Origin of the sequence: Streptacidiphilus sp. ASG 303, from assembly GCF_020991365.1 — a bacterium.
GTDB lineage: Bacteria > Actinomycetota > Actinomycetes > Streptomycetales > Streptomycetaceae > Peterkaempfera.
Genome location: NZ_JAJLRA010000003.1, coordinates 353,543 through 372,034, shown reverse-complemented (window position 1 = coordinate 372,034; position 18,492 = coordinate 353,543). Strand labels below are relative to the sequence as shown.

General features: G+C 75.4%; 12 protein-coding genes and 1 pseudogene. 7 read left to right on the top strand and 6 right to left on the bottom strand.

Going from position 1 to position 18,492, the window contains the following annotated elements:
* Position 1: 1 nt before the first annotated feature.
* On the bottom strand, positions 2-1,162 hold the full coding sequence (locus LO771_RS06510; protein WP_230648938.1) for an acyltransferase: 1,161 nt from the start codon (positions 1,160-1,162) through the stop codon (positions 2-4).
* 194 nt (positions 1,163-1,356) lie between these two features.
* Between LO771_RS06510 and LO771_RS06505 the strand changes: the two genes are divergently transcribed.
* The 3 genes from LO771_RS06505 to LO771_RS06495 all read left to right on the top strand — a co-directional run bounded on the left by LO771_RS06505 (position 1,357) and on the right by LO771_RS06495 (position 7,021).
* Positions 1,357-2,643 (top strand): hypothetical protein, encoded by a 1,287-nt coding sequence (locus tag LO771_RS06505; RefSeq protein ID WP_230648936.1) that lies wholly within the window; start codon positions 1,357-1,359, stop codon positions 2,641-2,643.
* A gap of 356 nt (positions 2,644-2,999) precedes the next feature.
* A complete protein-coding gene (locus LO771_RS06500; RefSeq protein ID WP_230648934.1) occupies positions 3,000-4,649 on the top strand; it encodes a glycosyltransferase family 39 protein in 1,650 nt (549 codons plus the stop codon).
* 2 nt (positions 4,650-4,651) lie between these two features.
* A complete protein-coding gene (locus tag LO771_RS06495) occupies positions 4,652-7,021 on the top strand; it encodes a bifunctional glycosyltransferase family 2 protein/CDP-glycerol:glycerophosphate glycerophosphotransferase (RefSeq protein ID WP_230648932.1) in 2,370 nt (789 codons plus the stop codon).
* A gap of 88 nt (positions 7,022-7,109) precedes the next feature.
* On the opposite strand, the gene LO771_RS06490 is transcribed toward LO771_RS06495, so the two are convergent.
* From LO771_RS06490 to LO771_RS06470, 5 genes and pseudogenes are all read right to left on the bottom strand, one after another.
* Positions 7,110-8,024, bottom strand: coding sequence for an ABC transporter permease (locus LO771_RS06490; RefSeq protein WP_230648930.1), 915 nt, complete (start codon positions 8,022-8,024; stop codon positions 7,110-7,112).
* Entirely contained in the window at positions 8,024-9,316 is a 1,293-nt protein-coding gene (locus LO771_RS06485; protein WP_230648928.1) for a hypothetical protein, read from the bottom strand. Before LO771_RS06485 ends, LO771_RS06490 begins: the two co-directional genes overlap by 1 nt.
* A complete protein-coding gene (locus tag LO771_RS06480; protein ID WP_230649083.1) occupies positions 9,313-10,221 on the bottom strand; it encodes an N-acetylneuraminate synthase family protein in 909 nt (302 codons plus the stop codon). The genes LO771_RS06485 and LO771_RS06480 overlap by 4 nt, the downstream gene beginning before the upstream one ends.
* Positions 10,222-10,710: 489 nt before the next feature.
* Positions 10,711-11,103, bottom strand: a pseudogene (locus LO771_RS06475) (cytidylyltransferase domain-containing protein); the annotation flags it as partial.
* A gap of 107 nt (positions 11,104-11,210) precedes the next feature.
* Positions 11,211-12,527, bottom strand: a complete 1,317-nt coding sequence (locus LO771_RS06470) for a DUF6716 putative glycosyltransferase (RefSeq protein WP_230648926.1) — start codon at positions 12,525-12,527, stop codon at positions 11,211-11,213.
* 368 nt (positions 12,528-12,895) lie between these two features.
* Here LO771_RS06470 and LO771_RS06465 point away from each other — a divergent pair, with 368 nt between their 5' ends.
* The 4 genes from LO771_RS06465 (at position 12,896) to LO771_RS06450 (ending at position 18,330) form a co-directional block, all read left to right on the top strand.
* A complete protein-coding gene (locus LO771_RS06465) occupies positions 12,896-13,906 on the top strand; it encodes a glycosyltransferase family 2 protein (RefSeq protein WP_230648924.1) in 1,011 nt (336 codons plus the stop codon).
* Entirely contained in the window at positions 13,903-15,414 is a 1,512-nt protein-coding gene (locus LO771_RS06460) for an alpha-2,8-polysialyltransferase family protein (protein ID WP_230648922.1), read from the top strand. Before LO771_RS06465 ends, LO771_RS06460 begins: the two co-directional genes overlap by 4 nt.
* 205 nt (positions 15,415-15,619) lie before the next feature.
* Positions 15,620-16,804 carry an acyltransferase gene (locus tag LO771_RS06455; protein ID WP_230648920.1) on the top strand — a complete coding sequence of 395 codons (1,185 nt, stop codon included), beginning with the start codon at positions 15,620-15,622 and terminating at the stop codon, positions 16,802-16,804.
* A 341-nt stretch (positions 16,805-17,145) separates the two neighbouring features.
* A complete protein-coding gene (locus tag LO771_RS06450) occupies positions 17,146-18,330 on the top strand; it encodes an acyltransferase (RefSeq protein WP_230648918.1) in 1,185 nt (394 codons plus the stop codon).
* Positions 18,331-18,492: the final 162 nt, after the last annotated feature.

The window sequence follows — 18,492 nt, the reverse complement described above, 5'->3', positions numbered from 1 at the left end:
CCTACGGCGCGGCGCCGTCGTGGACCCGCTGCCGCGGGGGCCGCCGCGACGCCTCCGCCGCCTGCTCCAGCGCCCTGTCGAGCAGCACGCGCAGCCGCCTCGCCGCGGGCCGCTCGACGAACCGGTGCACGAGCCACGCGGCGAGCAGCATGCCCGGGACGAGGACGGCCAGGAGCACCCGGGCCGGCACCCGGTCCTGGAACAGGCCGATGGCCTCCCAGCCGATGTTCTCGTGCAGGAGGTAGAGCGGGTAGGTGATCACGCCCGCGGTCGGCAGCCACCTCCAGGAGATCCATGACAGCCGCCCGGTGGCGACCAGCAGCATCAGCCCGAAGAAGCACGCGAGGAGCACCGGCACGGGCCAGTCCGGCACGTCGTGGCCGATCTGCCGCTCCGTGCGGGCCAGGCGGGCCAGGGCGAACCACTGGCCGGCCAGGAAGCAGACCGCGACGATGCCCGCCAGCAGCGCGTTCGGGCGGAACCGGTACATCAGGTACATCGCCATGCCGGCGATGAAGTACCAGCTCATGTCCGGGATGAGCAGCTGCCGGAGCCAGCCGTCGTCCGTCCGGACGAGGAGCGCGCTCGCCACCGCCCAGGTGCACGCGAAGAGCACCACCCGGCGATAGGTGACGCCCCGCCACACCACGAGGGAGAACAGCAGGTAGAACTTGAGCTCGGCGAGCAGTGTCCAGTACACGCCGTCCACCTGCGGAGCCCCCAGGGGCTCCTGGAGCATGCTCAGGTTGGCGAGCACCGCGCTCGGCCCGTGCGGATCCATCCCGCCGGGGACGGCCAGCAGGACCAGGGTGGTCGCCAGCACCCCGAACCAGTAGGCCGGGTAGAGGCGCACCACCCGGGAGACGAAGAAGCCGCCCACCGACTTGCCCCAGCAGCTCATGCAGATGACGAAGCCGCTGATCAGGAAGAACAGCTCGACGCCCAGCCAGCCGTAGGAGGCCGGCAGGGACGCGTGGGGGAAGACCTGCTGCACGGGCCGGTCCCAGCCCTTGCCCCGTGCCGCGTAGTGGAACGCCACCACCATGAGGGCAGCCGCCAGGCGGATCCCGTCCAGCACGTGGAGGCGTGGGCGCGCATGCCCCGCAGGGGGCGGCTGGGACGGCGCCGGGACGGCGGCGGGGGCTCTGAGACGGGTGGGCACGGGGTTCCTCTCCGGGGACGGCTGCCGGTGCGCGGGGCGATTCAACCAGTCGGCCCACTGGCCCCGTACCGCGGGGACGCCCGCACCGCCTGCCGCGTCTCCGGGAAGGGCGTTCCCGCCGAAGGGCCGTCAGGGGGTGCCGGAGCGCACCCGTACCATCTCCGTGCCCGCCCCCTCCGACCCCCGGGACATCCATGAGCCAGGACACGTCGACCGCCCGGCGCACCACGGAGGAGGCCGCCGCCGGAACGGCCGCGGGGACCGCTCCCGAACGGGGGGCGCCCGGGGGCCGGTGGCGGCGCCGCACCGCGGCGGCGACCGCTCCGGCCTCCGCCGCGCTGCGCGCCGCCGCACCCGCCCTGCTCGGCTACGCCGCCGTCCGGCTCACCGGGGTCCTGGTGCTTGCCTGGTGGGCCCACCGGCGAGGCGGGCACCTCGGCGACCTCCTCGCCCGGAGCTGGGACTCGGTGTGGTACCTCGGCATCGCCGACCACGGCTACGACACCGCCCTGCCGGCCCCCGGGCCGGACGGCAAGTCCCTGAGCAACCTCGCCTTCTTCCCCCTGTACCCCGGCATCGTCCGCGCGGTGTCAGCCCTCACGTCCCTGTCCTCGCCGACGGTCGGACTCGTGGCCTCCTGGGTCTTCTCGCTGATCGCCGCATGGGGGGTCTTCGCCGTCGGACGGCGTCTGCACGGCCGGCGCACCGGGGTGGCGCTGGCCGTGCTGTGGGGGGTGCTGCCCCACGCCCTCACCGAGTCGATGGCCTACACCGAGCCGGTCTTCACCGCGTTCGCCGCGTGGTCGCTCCGCGCCGCGCTCGACCGGCGGTGGGTCCTGGCGGGCTTCCTGAGCCTCCTCGCCGGCCTGACCCGGCCCACCGGGGCCGCCCTGGCGGCGGCGGTCGCACTGGGCGCCCTGGCCGGACTGCGGCGGTGCGCCGGGAGCCGCGACGGGGCGGCCGGCGCGGACCGGCCCGCCGCCTGGCGATGCCTTCTCGGCGCCGTGCTCGCCCCGGCGGGCTGGGTGGCGTACACCGCCTGGGTGGGGGTCCGGCTCCACCGGTGGGACGGCTACTTTGCCGTCCAGACCGCATGGGGGACGACGTTCGACGGCGGCGCGTTCACCGTGCACGGCGTCGTCGACCAGTTCGCGAGGTCCGAGCGGACCATGCTCGCGGCGGCCGTGGTCACCGCCGTGCTCCTGGCCTCCCTGGTGCTCCTCCTGCTCTGCGCCCTGGACCGGGTCCCCCCGGTCCTGCTGCTCTACTGCGCCGCCCTGCTCGTCCTCACCCTCGGGACCGCCGGCTTCTTCCACGCCAAGGCGAGGTTCCTCGTCCCCGCCTTCCCGCTGCTCCTGCCCCTGGCCCGCCCCCTGGCCCTCGCCCGCCCCGCCAAGGCCGCCGTCGTCCTCGCCGCCGCCGCCCTCCTCTCGGCGGTGTACGGCGGCCACCTGGCCCTCGTCTGGACCCATTCGCCCTGAGCAGGGAGCCCCCGGGGCCTGGCACATCGCCCTGTCGGCGGCACCTGGGAGACCGCAGGACCTCCAGGACACCCGGCACAGCCGGCGCGATCGGCGGGTGCGCCGGCCCCGGTCCTCCCGTACGGCTCAGGCCCGGTGGCGCGGCAGGCACGTGATCCCGCCGCCGTCCCCCTGCACGGAGGCGGGTCCGGTGATCCCGGACCTCGGCATCCGGACGGCGGGCGCGGGAGCGGGCCCGTGGACGATCGTGCCCCCGCCGGCGAAGTGGACGCCCGCAGGGCCCACATCCCGGCGGACCCGCGGCCGATCTGCCCTAAGATCTGGGCGTCCCCAAGTCCCCGACCCGCAGGACACCCATGGACCCCCGTGCCGCACCCGACCGTCCCGCCGGCGGCGGCCCCGCGCCCGCAGCCGTCCCGGAGCGCGGGCCGGCCGCGACCGGGCCGGATGAGGCCGAGGCGCCGTCAGCGGTGTTCGGCAGCAGCAATCCTGACGGTAAGTCCGTTCCTGCCGCAGGCGACGACGGGGCCGCCCCCGCGGCCTCGGGCCGCAGGGCCGCGCCCGCGTGGGCGGTGCCCGCCCTGGTCGCCGCCGTGATGCTCGCCGTGGGGCTGTGGGGCCTGGACCGCGGGTCGATGTGGCGGGACGAGGAGGCCACCTTCGACGCCGCGCACCGCACGGTGCCGCAGCTGCTGGCCATGGTCCGGCACGTCGACGCGGTGCACGCCGCCTACTACCTGCTGATGCACGTCTGGATGCTGCCCGGCGGCGGCGAGGTGTGGATGCGGGTCCCGTCGGTGCTCGGCGCGGCCGCGGCCGCCGCGCTGGTGGCGGCGCTGGGCGCCCGTCTGCTGCGGCCCCGGGCCGGGCTGCTGGCGGGCCTGCTCTTCGCGGCGACGCCGCTCGTCACGTTCTACGCCCAGGAGGGCCGCTCGTACGCGCTGGTCTGCGCGGCGGTGCTGCTGGCGACGTACTGCCTGGTGCGGGCGGTGGAGGCGCCGGAGGGCCGGTGCTGGTGGGCCGGGTACGCGGCGGCCGCCGCGGCGGCCTCGCTGCTGCACGAGTTCGCCGTGCTGGCCCTGGCCGCGCACGCCGCCGCGCTCCTGCTGTCCCGGGTGCCGCGCCGGGTGTGGCTGCGCTGGGCGGCCGCCGCGGCGGCCTGCTGCGCGGTGCTGGCCCCGCTCGCGCTGTACTCCCGCCGCCAGTCCGGCCAGGTCGGCTGGCTGGAGCGGCCCGGCTGGGACGCCGTGTGGGGGCTGGTGCGGTCCCTCGCGGGCCCCGCGCCCGCCGCCGTGGCCGCGGTGCTCGTGCTGGCCGCGGCGGGCGCCGTCCTCCCGCCGCGCGGCCGGGGCCCGCTGGGCCTCGCGGCGGTGGCCGCCCCGCTGGCCGTCGTCCCGCCCGCGCTGCTGCTGCTGGCGTCGCAGGTCCGGCCCGTGTACCACGAGCGGTACGTGCTCTTCTGCGCCGCCGGGCTGCCGCTGCTGGCCGCCGCCGGCGCGGAGCGGGCCGCGGCCCTCCTGCGGTTCCGGGGGGCCGCCGCCCTGCTGGCCGCCGCCGCGGTCGCGGCCGCGGTGCTGCCGCAGCTGCCGCGCCAGTCCGAGTTGCGTACCCTGCAGGCACGCCCGGACGACCTGGCGGGGGCGGCACGGGCCGTGGCGGCCGGGGCCCGCCCCGGCGACGGAGTGGTCTTCCTCACGCCGAACTACCGTGCGGTGGAGCTGGCCTACCCCGGCGCCTTCCGGAACACGGCGGACGTCGCGCTGGAGAGGACCCCCCTGCGGGCGGCCAACCTGCGCGGCACCGAGCTCAGCAGGAGGGAGGTCCGCGGGGCCGTGCTGGCCAGGGACCGGATCTGGCTGGTGGGGCGGGCGGGGCTGCGCGTCAGGAGCGGCGACTCCGGCGCGCGGAACAAGAAGGATGTACTCGGGGGGTCCTACCGGACGGTCACCACCGTGCACGTGCACGGGCTGGACGTGCGGCTGTACGAGCGCAAGGAGAAGGGCTAGCCATGGCCGGAACGACCGACGACGACCGCGGGCGGAGCTTGCACACCGGGGCCGCCGAGCCTAGCCTCACCGGGGTGTCCACACCGCGACTTAGTATCATCATTCCGGCCTTCAAGGTGCAGGCTTACCTGCGCGAGTGCCTGGAATCCGTCCTCAACCAGTCGTACTCCGACTTCGAGCTGATCGCCGTCGACGACTGCTCCCCCGACGCCTGCGGGGAGATCATGGACGAGTTCGCGGCGGCGGACCCCCGCGTCGTGGTCATGCACCTGCCCGAGAACGTCGGCCTGGGCCGCGCCCGCAACGCCGGCCTGGAGCGCGTCCGCGGCGAGTACGTCCTCTTCCTGGACAGCGACGACACCCTCGTCCCGGGTGCCCTCGCCGCGATAGCCGGGCGCCTCGACGAGACCGGCGACCCCGAGGTGCTGGTCTACGACTACGCCCGCACCTACTGGTACGGCAAGGCGGAGCGGAACTCCCTCGGCGAGCTGCTCCAGCAGAAGGGCCCGGACGTCTTCGACGTCACCGAGCGCCCCGAGCTGCTCAACCTCCTCATGGTGGTGTGGAACAAGGCGTACCGCCGCGACTACATCGAGCGCGTCGGCCTCACCTTCCCGGGCGGGTACTACGAGGACACCCCGTGGACCTACCCGGCCATGCTGGCCGCGCGGACCGTCGCCGTCCTCGACCGCGTCTGCGTCCACTACCGGCAGCGCCGCCAGGGCGGGAACATCCTGCGCACCCGCAGCCGCAAGCACTTCGACATCTTCGAGCAGTACGACCGGGTCTTCTCCTTCGTCGACTCCCGGCCCGAGCTGGCCCGCTGGCGCACCCTGCTCTACGAGCGCATGGTGGAGCACCTCGTCACCATCCTCAACAGCCCCGACCGGCTGCCGCCCGAGGCCCGGAACGACTTCCTGCGCCGCTGCGCCGAGCAGTGCCGCCGCTACCGCCCCGCCGGCTTCGTCCCGCCCGTCGGCCGCCCCGGCGTGTACTTCCGCATGGTGGAGCAGGGCTCGTCGCACACCTTCAGCGGCCTGCGCACCGCCCGCACCGTCGCCCGCCGCACCCTCAAGGCCGGCCGGGCCAAGGGCAAGGCCACCAAGAAGCGACTGATGGACCGGGACTACCAGCTGCAGCGGCTCCGCCCGGTCGACCCGGACCTCGCGGTCTTCTCCGCCTACTGGGACCGCGGCTACGCCTGCAACCCCGCGGCGATCCACCGCAAGGTCCAGGAGCTGGCACCGCGCATCCGCTCCGTCTGGGTGGTCCGCGCCACCCACCAGCACCTGGTGCCCGAGGGCATCGAGACGGTGCAGCCCGGCTCCCGCGAGTACTGGCACGCGATGGCCCGCGCCAAGTACTTCGTCAACAACGTCAACTTCTCCGACGGCTGGGTCAAGCGCCCCGAGCAGGTCCACCTGCAGACCCACCACGGCACGCCGCTGAAGTCGATGGGCCTGGACCAGCAGGAGTACCCGGCCAGCGGCAACGGCATGAGCTTCCGCAAGCTGCTCAGCCGCGTCGACCGCTGGGACCTCAGCCTCTCCTCCAACCGGCACTCCACCCTGGTGTGGGAGCGGGTGTACCCCTCCTCCTGGACCGGTCTGGAGCTGGGCTACCCCCGCAACGACGTGTACTCCACCGCCACCGCCGAGGACGTCGTGCGCATCCGGCGCGAGCTGGGGATCAAGGAGGGCGTCCGCGCGCTCCTGTACGCGCCCACCCACCGCGACTACCGGCGCACCTTCGAGCCGCGGATCGACTTCGAGCGGTTCTGCAGCGAGATGGGCGAGGACACGGTACTCCTCACCCGCGCCCACTACTTCTACGCCGCGGGCGGCGCCGAGGCCATGTCCCGGCTGAAGCAGGAGGGCCGGCTGATCGACGTCACCGAGCACCCCTCCGTGGAGGAGCTCGCGCTCGCGTCGGACGCGCTCATCACCGACTACTCGTCCCTGATGTTCGACTACGCCAACCTGGACCGCCCGATCGTCGTCTTCGCCGACGACTGGGAGACGTACCGGGAGGCCCGCGGCACCTACTTCGACATCACCGAGCAGGCGCCGGGCGCCGTCGCCCGCAGCGAGGACGAGCTGATCGACGTCCTGCGCACCGGCGAGTGGCGGGGGGTGCAGGCCGCCGAGCGGCGCGCCGCGTTCCGCGAGCGCTTCTGCCCGTGGGACGACGGCCTGGCCGCGGAGCGGGTGGTCCGCCGCCTGTTCCTGGGGCAGGAGGACGGCCTGCCCGCTCCGGTGCCGGTCGCCGACCGCACCCCCGCGCCCGCGCCGGACCGGGCGTACGCCCTGCTCAAGGGCCGCGTCCCCGGCAGCCGCGTCTCCGCCGACGCCGCGACGGTGCTCCAGCCCTGACGGCCGTGCGGCCGCGGGAGGCCGGTGCGCTGCTGCGCGCACCGGCCTCCCGCATGTCCCGGGCCGTGCCGGCCCGTCCGGGGACCGGTCAGCCGCGCCCATACCGGTCCTCGGCCTTCCAGAACCAGACGTAGCCCGCCGCCAGCGAGAGCACCGCCCACCCGGCGGCGACCGCCCAGGTCCAGACCGGCACCGCCGGGTAGCTCTCCAGCAGCGCACCGCGGACCAGCTCGATGTAGACGGCGCCCGGGTTCGCCCTCAGCGCCACCGCCGCCGCGTGCGGCAGGTGCCCGCTCACGCGGTCGATGCTGTACATCACGCCGCAGGTGTACATCCAGGTGCGCATCACGAACGGCACGACCTCGCCCAGGTCGCGCACGGTCGCCACCACCCGGGCCAGGACCATCGCCAGGCCGGTGTTGAAGAGGGTCTGCAGGGCCAGCGCCGGCAGGGCCAGCAGCCAGGAGGCGGTCAGCGGCTCGCCGCTGCCCAGCACGACCACCGCGACCACCAGCAGCGACATCAGCAGCTGCTCCAGCTGCACCAGCACCGCCGCCAGCGGCAGGCAGGCCCGCGGGAACTGCACCGCGCGGATCAGGTCCAGCCGGTCGGCCACCGACTTGCCGCCGGTGGTCACCGACTCGCGGGTGTAGGTGAAGACGAAGATGCCGATGCAGAGGAACGAGATGTAGTTGCCGCCGCCGGTGTTGTGCCGCTGCTTCAGCAGGACGCCGAAGATCAGGTAGTAGACGGCGATGTTGAGGACCGGGGTCAGCACCTTCCACAGCTGCCCCAGCCGGGCGCCCGTGTACATGGTGGTCAGCCGCGCCTGGGTGTAGGCGAGCGTGAAGTGGCGCCGCTGCCACAGCATCCGCGTGTACGCGCCGAGCGGCGGCCGCGCCCCGGGCCGGACCAGCCCGTACCGGGCGGCGAGCTCCTGGGCCCCGGGCGGGGCGGGGAAGACGGCCCGGTCGGGCGCCGGGGCGGTGGGTGCGTGCGTCATCAGGCGGTCACCGGGGAGATCATCTCGAGGCCGTGGCGGCTGCGGGCGGAGGCGGAGACGTCCGTCAGGAAGCTCAGCGAGCGGGCGGACGCGTGGGGGGTGAGCCAGTCCGCGTCCACCGCGCAGATCTTCACCCGCACCCCGGTGCCCTCCAGCACCAGGGGGAGGGTGTGCACCACGGTGGACGGGAAGCTCAGCAGCGTCGAGGAGACCGGGCCGCGCCGGGCCTCGACCTCCAGCGGCAGCTGCGGGCGGACGATCTCGGCGCCGGTCGCGGCGGCGATCCGGGCCAGCTTGTCGGGGTGCTCCCGGCGGTGCGCGAAGTACCGGCGCACGCCGTGCTCCGCGGCCAGTCCGGCGACGGTCGCCAGGTAGCGGTCGGCGGCCACCACGCCGGTCTCCACCAGGGAGCTGCCCAGCAGGTCGGCGCCGGGCAGCACGCGCGGCGGGCCGAAGCGGGCCCGGGTCCACGCGTAGTGGTTGGCGGTGCCGCGGGCGCCCGGCGGCGGCTCGACCGCGAGGGAGGTGAACAGCTCCAGCCGGCGCCGCGGGTCCGGCCCGAGGCGGCGGGCGGCCCGCACGGCGGTGCCCGGGACCGGGCCCTCCCGGTGCCAGCGCACCAGCGGCCGGCCGGTGTTCAGCAGGCCGACCAGCTCCACGGTGGCCGTGCCGTCGTCCACCACCACGAGCTCGGCCGCGCGCGACAGCGGCAGCAGCGACTGGATCAGCCCGGAGAAGGCGTCGCCGATGAGCAGCCGCGGCGCCCGGGCCACCCGGGGCGCCAGCGCGGCCAGCGAGCGGGCCCGGCCCGCCGCGCCGCCGCGCGGGTCGTAGGCGGTGACCCGGACGCCCTCCGCCGCCGCGAGCACGGACAGGGCCGCGAGCTGGGCGCGGGTCACCGGGTCCACCGGCTGCAGGACGGCTATCGACAGCATCGACAGCGGGGACGGCGGCGACGGCGGCCGCGCGGCCGCGCCGGGGCGCTGCGACGGTATTGCGCCCGCGGCGGGCCACGCGTCGCGGGCCCGGTCCTTCGCGGGCAGCACGCCGCCGGGCAGCGAGCCGTCGGGCAGGACGCCGCCGGGCAGCACGTCGTCGGGGGAGGCGTCGTCGGACAGGACGTCGGCCGGCAGCTCGACGGGGAAGTCGGGGAGGGGGAGGCCCGGCAGCGGGTGCCGGGTCCCGGCGGGAGCGCCCTCGCCCCGGTCGGGCCCCTGTGCGTACCGGTGCGCCCACTCCAGAGCGTTCAGCAGCTGGACGGGGCTCTCGACCAGGGCGAGGGTGCGCGTCACGCGGGGACGACCTCCTCGGCGGCGCCCTTCACGCGGCGCAGCTTCTTCATGGCGGCCAGCTCGCCGTCGTAGACCTTCTTCACGCCGTCGCCGAGCGCCTGCTCGATGACCCGGATGTCGCGGACGAGGCGCTGCAGGCCGCCCGGCTCGACGGAGGCCGCCTGGTCCGAGCCCCACATGGCGCGGTCCAGGGTGATGTGGCGCTCGACGAAGACGGCGCCCAGGGCGACCGCGGCGAGGGTGGTCTGCAGGCCGATCTCGTGGCCGGAGTAGCCGATCGGGATGTTCGGGTACTCGGCGCGGAGGGTGTCCAGCATCCGCAGGTTGAGCTCCTCGGCCGGGGCCGGGTAGGTGCTGGTGGTGTGGCACAGCAGGGTGTTCTCGCTGCCCAGCACCTCCACCGCGTGGCGGATCTGGCGCGGCGTCGACATGCCGGTCGACATGATCACGGTGCGGCCGGTGGCGCGCAGGGCGCGCAGCAGGTCGTCGTCGGTGAGGCAGGCCGAGGCGACCTTGTGGGCCGGCAGGTCGAACTTCTCCAGGAACTCCACGGAGGGGACGTCCCACGGGGAGGCGAACCAGTCGATGCCCCGCTTGCGGCAGTGGGCGTCGATGGCGGCGTACTCGGCCTCGCCGAACTCCACGCGGTGGCGGTAGTCGATGTACGTCATGCGGCCCCAGGGGGTGTCGCGCTCGATCTCCCACTGGTCGCGGGGGGTGCAGATCTCCGGGGTGCGCTTCTGGAACTTCACGGCGTCGCAGCCGGCGTCGGCGGCGGCGTCGACCAGCGCGAGGGCGTTCTCCAGCTCGCCGTTGTGGTTGATCCCGATCTCGCCGACCACGTAGACGGGGCGGCCCGGGCCCACCTGGCGGTCGCCGAGGGTGCGGGTGCGGTGGGTGGTCATGGGGAGGGGTTTCCTTTCGACGGGGCTGTGCGGTGCCGCCGGGACGGCCGCGTGGGAGGCGGCCGGTGAGGTCCCGGCGGCGGGGTGGGGGACAGGGGACGGGTGCGGGTCGACGACGGGCGCCAGGGCCCGTGCGCGCGCCAGGTCGGCGGGCTCGTCGATCTCCAGCACCCGTGCGGGGTCGGTGCGGACCAGGGCGACCCGCCCGAAGAAGCGGTGCCCGGCCGCGCGGAGGCCGTCGACGCGCATGGCGTACGCGGCGCCGGTCTCCAGCAGGTCCTCGGGGCGGTCCTGGCGGCGAGGGCGGAACCGGTTGTCGTGGTTGACGCCGACGGCGCCGTACGGGCCGTCGGGCGCGCCGTCGCCGGGTGCGCCGCCGGCGGCCGGGGAGCCGCCCGCCGCGGGGGCGGCCGGCACCTCCTCGGCCCGCCACAGGAAGCCGTGGAAGGGCGCGGCGGTCAGGGCGCTGTCGGCGCCGCCGTCGACGACCGCGGCGACCAGGCCGCCGACCTCCTCCGGGGTGACGAACGGCGAGGTGCACTGCACCATCAGCGCCACCTCGGCCGGGCCTCCGCAGCGTGCGGCGAGCTCGTCCAGCGCGTGCAGCAGGGCGGACTCGCTGGTGGCCGTGTCGCCGGAGATCGCCGCCGGGCGGCGGACGACCTCCGCGCCGGCGGCCGCGGCCGCGGCCGCGATGCCGTCGTCGTCGGTGGAGACGGCGACCAGGTCGACCCCGGCCGCGGCCAGGCAGGCGCGGACGGCGCGGACGACCAGCGGCACGCCGCCGACCTCGGCGAGGTTCTTGCCGGGGACGCCCTTGGAGCCGCCGCGGGCCGGCACGACGGCGACGACGCGGGGCGGGGGCGTGGTCCGGTGGGTCATGGGGGTGTGCTCCGAGGTCTCGGGGGGCCCTGGGCGCCGGGTGGGCCCGGGGGCTCCGGCGGTCCCGGGGGCCGCGGAGGTGGCGGGGTGCGCCGTCCCGGGCGCGGTCACAGCTGCCCCCAGCGGCGGATCGCGGGCGCCACGTGCTGCACGCCCATCCGGTAGGCGCCGCGGGCGCCCTGGGCGAGCGCCCGGCGGACGGCCCGCCGCGGCCCGGCGCTCTCCGCGCCCGTGCGGGCGGCGGTGGGCAGCGGGGAGCCGTCGGGCGCCAGGCCGTAGCGGGCGAGGACCCCGGGCAGGTAGGCCGGGGCGTTCTCCGCCGTGTAGTAGGGGGAGAGCGGGGGCATCGCGGGCAGGGCCCGCAGCTCCGCGACCCGCTTGCGCAGGCCCTCGTACGGCGCCGGGTCGAGGACGCCCTGGTCGCGCAGCCAGTCCTCGTCGGCGGCGGGCAGGTGGCCCGCGTCCAGCCGGTCCCAGGAGGTGACGCAGCCGGAGCCGGTGAAGTAGTGGTTGCCGAGGGCCTCGCGGACCCCGGCGTCGGCCAGCACCGCTGTGGGGATGCCGCGCTGCAGCGACTCCAGGGCGGCCGTGGAGCTCACCGTGACCAGCAGGTCGGTGCGGTCCAGGACCTCGCCCATGTTGCCGTACACCAGCTCGCAGTTGGCGGGCAGCGGACGGCCCAGCCGCGACACCAGCCGCTGGTACGGGTGCTCCTCCAGGTGCGTGGTGTGCTCGCCCGGCCGGCTGCGCAGCTTCACCAGCACCCGGCGGTCCGGGTGCAGCTCGGCGTGGCGCACGCACCGCTCCAGCAGGTGCAGGCGGGCGTCGCGCGGTTCGGGCACGGAGGGCTGTGCGGCGAAGCAGACCGTGAACGGCCGGTTCTCCGAGGGCCGGTAGCGCTCGCCGGTGCCCGCCAGGAACGGCAGCGCGGCGCGGACCACGCTGCCGGTGTCGACGCCCAGCGGCCCGTACAGGTCGCGGAAGCGCCGGGCGTCGAAGGCGCTGTTGGCCAGCACCGCGTCGGCGCCCGCCCGCAGCAGCAGGCCGTCCGTCAGCTTCTCGTAGACGACGCCGACGTAGCCGGTGACGACCACCGGCCGGCGCGCACGGCCGCGCCAGGCGCGGGCCAGTCCGTGCACCAGCGCCTGCACGCCGCCGCCGACCAGGGCGAGGACGACGACGTCGGCGTCGGCCAGGCCGCCGGGGCCGGGCTCGGCCGCGTCGGCGAGGAAGTCGGCGACCGTGGTCTCCCGCAGGGACGCGGGGGAGACGCCCACCTCGGCGAGCTGGCGCCCGGTCGGGGTGGCCCGGCCGCGCAGCAGGTGCGCGTGGACGTCGGCGCCGCCCTCCGGGCAGAGCTGTCCGGCCAGCAGGGCGCCCCATTTCCAGCGGGTGTCCGAATCGGCCAGGACATCGATACGCATGGAGTGCTCCGGTTCTGTGTGACCCGGCGAGCATAGGGATGCGACCATGGCGCACGGAGGGCTCCACGGAGTCGATCGGAGAAATGAAGAATGGACGGACGGTGAACAGCCCGGCCGCATATCCACCGCGGGTTGACGGGGTGTGGAATTCCGTCCGACATCACGTGAACTCCCCGTCAACGTCAGACGAACCGGCAGGTCAGGGCGGTCCGGGCTTCATCCTGTGCGCGCCTGCGGGTAGAGTCCGCAGCGAATCCGGTACCTCGGCGGAAGCCGCGCCCCGGATTCCCCGGACCGCCGGTCCGGCCATCCCTCCCCGGGCCCGGAAGGCCCCTCGCCCGGAGCACACGGACACATGCGCGCGTGGAATGCGGACGCGCACGCGGGCCCTGCAGGAGAGAATTCACGTGAAGCTGTCGGTCATCGTCCCCTTCTACAACGTGCAGGCGTACGCGCCCGACACCCTGCGCAGCCTCGCCGCCAACACCCGGCCCGACTTCGAGTTCGTCCTCGTCGACGACTGCTCCACCGACGGCACCCTCGCCGTGCTGGAGCAGTACGCCCGGACCCTCCCCGGGGCGGTCGTCGTCCGGCCCGAGCACAACCGCGGCCTCGCCGGCGCCCGCAACGTCGGCCTGGAGGCCGCCCGCGGCGAGTACCTCACCTTCCTCGACGGCGACGACTGGATCTCGGCCGGCTACCTGGAGCGGCTCGTCGGCGCCGTCGAGCGGCACGGCTGCGACTTCGTCCGCGTCGACCACGTCCAGGTCACCGGCGTGAAGCGGCAGGTCCAGAAGGCCCCGCAGGCCCGCCGCGACGAGGTCCTCGACCCCCGCGACGGCATCCTCCCCGCCGACCGCGCCACCATGGTCGACTACCCCTACGCCTGGGCCGGCGTCTACCACCGGCGGCTGCTGGAGCGCGGCGCCCTCCACTTCGACGAGGGCCTGCGCACCGCCGAGGACCGCCCCTGGATATGGCGCCTGCACCGGCTCGCCGACTCCTACGCCGTCACCGGGCTGCGCGGCGTCCACTACCGGCGCGCCGTGGCCACCTCGCTCACCCAGGTCGGCGACGAGCGGCAGCTCGACTTCATCCGCGCCTTCGACCTCGTGCTGGAGCAGCTCGCCGACGACCCCGACGCCGAGCTGCTGCTGCCCAAGGCCGTCCGCACCTACTGCGCGGTCCTCGTCCACCACCGCCGCAACGCCGACCGCCTGGAGCGCGACGTCGCCCGCCGCCTGCGGACGCTCTCCGCCGAGGCGCTGCGCCGCATGCCCCAGCACCACCTGGCCGACGCGCTCGACGCCATGGACGCCGAGCGCGCCGCCGTGATCCGCCGGCTGCGCGGCTCGCTGACCGCGGTGGGCGCCCGATGACCGCGCCCGCGACCCCCGGCCCCCGTGAGGAGACCCCCGCCGCCGTGTCCCGTCCCGCCGCCGCACCCGTACCCGCCGCCGCCCCCGCCGGCACCGTGCAGATCTTCGCGGCCTCCACCCTCTACGGGGCCGCCACCGTCTGCGCCGCCCTGGACGCCGGGCTCTTCGGCCCCCGCGCCGACCACCGCCGCATCCTGCTGGTCTGCAACAACGCCGCGATCCCGGAGAACGCCGTCCCGCTGGACCGCACCGCCTCCTTCGCCGCGCTGCGCGACCGCTTCGACGAGGTCCGCTCCTGGAACGAGGAGATCGAGCCCTACCACCCCAGCGGCTGGACCCCCCGCCCGGAGGACGTCCCCATCCTGCAGCGGCTCATGCGGCGGACCTGGGGGCTCGGCGACGCCCCCGTGGAGATCGCGGTCGAGTCCATCCAGGTCAGCCCGGCCCGCGCGATCACCGCCGTCTTCGACGAGGGCCCGGTCCACGTCTACGCCGACGGCCTGATGAGCTACGGCCCCACCCGCAACCCGCTGCCGTACCTGCTGCACGGCCGCATCCGCCGCCTCCTCCACCTCGACCTGGTGCCCGGCCTGCGCCCGCTGCTGCTCTCCGAGTACGGGGTCGAGCCGCAGGCCGTGCCCACCGGCGCCTTCCTCGACGTCCTCGCCTCCGTCGGCCGTGCCGCGCCGCCCACCCCGGCCGCTCCGGCAGGGGAGGACGGCCCGGCCGCCGGGGACGGGTCCGCCCCCGGCCCCGCCCTCCTGCTCGGCCAGTACCTCTCCGCGCTCGGCCTGATCACCCCGGCCGAGGAGGAGGAGCTGCACGCCCGCATGCTCCGCGGCGCCGTCGCCGCAGGCCTCACCGACATCGTCTTCAAACCGCACCCCAGCGCCCCGTCCCGGCTCTCCCGGGAGCTGGAGAAGGCCGCCGCCGACGCCGGCGCCACCCTGCGGATCCTCGACGACCCGGTGCTCGCCGAGACCCTGTACGAGCGGCTGCGCCCGTCCCTCGTCGTCGGCTGCTTCTCCACCGCGCTGCTCACCGCGGCCTCCCTGTACGGCATCCCCGCCGCCCGGGTCGGCACCGCGCTGCTGCTGGAGCGCCTGGCCCCGTACGAGAACAGCAACCGCATCCCGGTGACCGTCGTGGACGCGCTGCTGCCCGACCTGGAGGCGCCAGGCTTCACCGCCGCCCTGCCCGACCCCGGCCCGGAGGGGGCCGCCGGGCGGCTCGGCCCGCTGGTCACCGCCGTCGGCTACTGCATGCAGGGCAAGGCCTACCCGCACCTCGCCGCCGAGGCCGCCGACTGGCTGCACGCCCACTACGGGCCGGACACCGCCCGGTACTTCAAGCGCCGCCGGCTCACCGCGCTCGGCCTGCCCGGCGGCCTGCCGGGCGGGTTCGCGGGGGGTGTGCCCGCCGGGGCGCGGCTGCTGGGCAGGTCCCCGCTGGTCCGCCGCGTGGTGCGGCAGGCCCGCGCGCGCAGGTCCTCGCCCGGCGTCTCCTGACCCCCCGGCGCCCCGCGGCCGCACCCCCGCCGACTGGCGGGGGTGCGACCACGACCGAGGGGGGACGTAGTCCCGACCTTCCGTTAGGGTGTGCGGACCGTCGCCCTCCCCTCCAGACGGCGAAGGTGCGCGTACGGAGATGTTCCATCCACGATCCGTTCACAGCAGAAGCGAACGGAACCGACGTGAAGGGCGGCAGCGCCGAATGACCACCCTGGATGCCCCTGCCGCCGAGGCACCGGACACCCGAATAGGGACGGTGCCGGCTCCCCGGCAGCGCGCACACGCAGCCGGGCGCCGGACCGGATCGGCCCCGGGCCGCCTCTACGCCCTCGACGGTCTGCGGCTGCTCGCGGCGCTGTCCGTCCTCCTCTTCCACTACCTCGCGCGGGGCGGCAACGCCAGCCACGCCTGGGGGCAGCAGAGCCGCACCGTGCTGCCGGCCCTGGACCCGGTCGCCGACTACGCCTGGCTCGGCGTGGAGTTCTTCTTCATCATCAGCGGCTTCGTGATCTGCATGAGCTGCTGGGGTCGCGGCCTGGGCCAGTTCTTCCGCTCCCGCGTGACCCGCCTCTACCCGGCGTACTGGACGGCGATCGTGCTCATCGTCGTCGCCGAGACCCTGTACCCGGTCGTGGTGAAGAGCCGCATGAGCATGCACGACATCCTGCTCAACCTGACGATGCTTCACGAGCCGCTCGGCTCGCCGCACGTGGACGGCGTCTTCTGGACCCTCTGGGTCGAGATGCGGTTCTACCTCCTCTTCGCCCTGGTCGTCTGGAAGGGCGTCACCTACCGCAGCACGGTGCTCTTCTGCTCCGTGTGGACCGCCGCGTCGGTGATCGCGGTCATGGTCGACCAGCCGCTGCTCAACGCGGTCCTGGTGCCGAAGTACTCGGCCTACTTCGTCGGCGGCATCGGCCTCTACCTGATCCACCGCTTCGGCTCGCACGCCCTGTCGTGGGGGATCGTCGGCGTCTCCTGGCTGATCGCCCAGAAGATGGTCACCAAGGAGACGGAACGTTTCGGTGACATGATCCACACCCACCTCTCGGGCGCGGTGGGCGCGGTCGTGGTCACCGCCTGCTTCGCCGTGCTCGCCGCCGTCGCCCTCGGGTGGACCTCGCGCGTCCGGTGGCGCTGGCTCACCACGGCCGGCGCCCTCACCTACCCGCTCTACCTGGTCCACGAGCACCTCGGCCACCTGGTCATCTACAACCTGCGCGACCAGCTGCCCCCGGCGGGCGTCCTGGCCGTGACCACGGCCGCCATGCTGCTGCTCGCCTGGCTGGTGCACCGCCTCGCGGAGAAGCCGCTCGCCCGGCGGCTCAAGCGGGCCCTGGAGAAGCCGCTGCCGCGTCCGGAGACGGCGGCCGCCGGAGGACGCTGACACCGGACAGTCCGGCCTCCCCGAGGGCCGGCCCGTGCTTCACGGCGCGGGCCGGCCCTCGGCGTGTGCGGGGCCCGGTGCGGCGGGGTGCGCGGCGTCCCCGGGCCGCCGGGCCGCCGCGCCGCCGTGTTGCAGGACCGCAGGGTTGCAGGGGCCGCCCCGCCGGCCGCCGCGGCCACCCGGTGTTCACCCTTCCGCCGGTCCCCGGCCCGCGGGCGTTCGCGGGTGCGCCGCCTCGCGGGCCGAGGGTGCAGGTGCACCCCGGGCCGTGACGGAGCGGGGCGCACCGCCCGCCCGTCGCCCGTCGCCCGTGCGGGCCGCAGCCGCAGGAGCCTCCGCGCGTGATACCGCCGGCCGTCCGACCGAAGCCGCAGCCGCAGGCGCCGTCCGTCCTCGCGGCCCCCACCCGTCCGGCTGCCGCGCCGCCCGCCCCCGCGGCCCGCCCCGGACCCCCGCGCGCCCGCCGGGGCGGCCGGCTGCGCGCCCTGGACGGGCTGCGGCTCGTGGCGGCGCTGATGGTCTGCGCGTACCACTACGCCGGACGCGGCGGCACGGTGCAGCAGGCGTGGGGGCAGTCGCCCCGCGAGCTCTTCCCGACGCTCCACGGCGCCTTCTCCTACGGCTGCCTCGGCGTGCAGGTCTTCTTCGTGATCAGCGGCTTCGTGATCTGCATGTCGTCGTGGGGGCGCACCCTCAAGGAGTTCTTCGCCTCCCGGGTCTCGCGGCTCTACCCCGCGTACTGGTGCGCCGTCCTGCTGGTCACGGCGGTACTGGCGCTGCGGCCGGTGGTCGCGCGCCCGCTGCCGCTGGAGGAGGTGCTGGTCAACCTGACGATGCTGCAGCAGCCGATGGGCGCCCACCGGGTGCTCGGGGTGTGCTGGACGCTCTGGGTGGAGACCCGGTTCTACCTGCTCTTCGCCCTGGTGGTGTGGCGGGGGGTCACCTACCGCCGCTCGGTGGCGTTCTGCGCGGTCTGGCTGGTGGCCGCGGTGCTGGCGGCCGCCGCGCACCTGCCCGCGCTGGACCTCGTGGTGATGCCCGACTCCGCGCCCTTCTTCGTCGGGGGCCTGGCGCTCTACCTGGTGAATCGTTTCGGCAGTCGGCCGCTCCTCTGGTCGGTCGTCGGCATGAGCTGGGCGCTCGGCCAGTACCAGGCCGTCCGCGGCCTGGTCGGGCCGCAGACGCCCGGCGCCTTCCATCACCGCTCCGCCTGGGTGGTCGTCGCCGTCGTCACGGCCGGCTACCTCGCGGTGGCCGCGGTCGCGCTCGGGTGGCTCGACCGGGTCGACTGGCGGTGGCTCACCGTCGCGGGGGCCCTCACCTATCCCTTCTACCTGGTGCACGAGCACCTGGGCTGGGTGGTGATCGAACTCCTGCGGCGGCAGGCCGGCCTCTCCCCGCACACCGTCCTCGCCGCCACCGTGGGGGGCATGCTGCTCCTGGCCTGGGTGATCCACCGGCTGGTGGAGCGGACCGTCGGCCCCCGGCTCAAGCGCGCCCTCCTGGCGGCCCCGCGGACGGACTGAGGGGCCGGCCGCCCCCGCCCGCGGCCGTCCCTCCGCCCACCGGCCGTTCCCGTCCGGCTCCGTCCGGCTCCGTCCGGCCCTGTCCGCCCGCGCAGGTTCCGCCCGCGCAGGTTCCGTCCGCGCCGGTCCGGGACGCCCCCGGCGTCCCGGGCGTCCCGGACC

Excerpts from the sequence above, each read along its gene's own strand:
- LO771_RS06505 (WP_230648936.1), top strand. The coding sequence starts at position 1,357 with ATGAGCCAGGACACGTCGACCGCCCGGCGCACCACGGAGGAGGCCGCC.
- LO771_RS06500 (WP_230648934.1), top strand. The coding sequence starts at position 3,000 with ATGGACCCCCGTGCCGCACCCGACCGTCCCGCCGGCGGCGGCCCCGCG.
- LO771_RS06495 (WP_230648932.1), top strand. The coding sequence starts at position 4,652 with ATGGCCGGAACGACCGACGACGACCGCGGGCGGAGCTTGCACACCGGG.
- LO771_RS06490 (WP_230648930.1), bottom strand. The coding sequence starts at position 8,024 with ATGACGCACGCACCCACCGCCCCGGCGCCCGACCGGGCCGTCTTCCCC.
- LO771_RS06480 (WP_230649083.1), bottom strand. The coding sequence starts at position 10,221 with ATGACCACCCACCGCACCCGCACCCTCGGCGACCGCCAGGTGGGCCCG.
- LO771_RS06470 (WP_230648926.1), bottom strand. The coding sequence starts at position 12,527 with ATGCGTATCGATGTCCTGGCCGATTCGGACACCCGCTGGAAATGGGGC.
- LO771_RS06465 (WP_230648924.1), top strand. The coding sequence starts at position 12,896 with ATGCGGACGCGCACGCGGGCCCTGCAGGAGAGAATTCACGTGAAGCTG.
- LO771_RS06460 (WP_230648922.1), top strand. The coding sequence starts at position 13,903 with ATGACCGCGCCCGCGACCCCCGGCCCCCGTGAGGAGACCCCCGCCGCC.
- LO771_RS06455 (WP_230648920.1), top strand. The coding sequence starts at position 15,620 with ATGACCACCCTGGATGCCCCTGCCGCCGAGGCACCGGACACCCGAATA.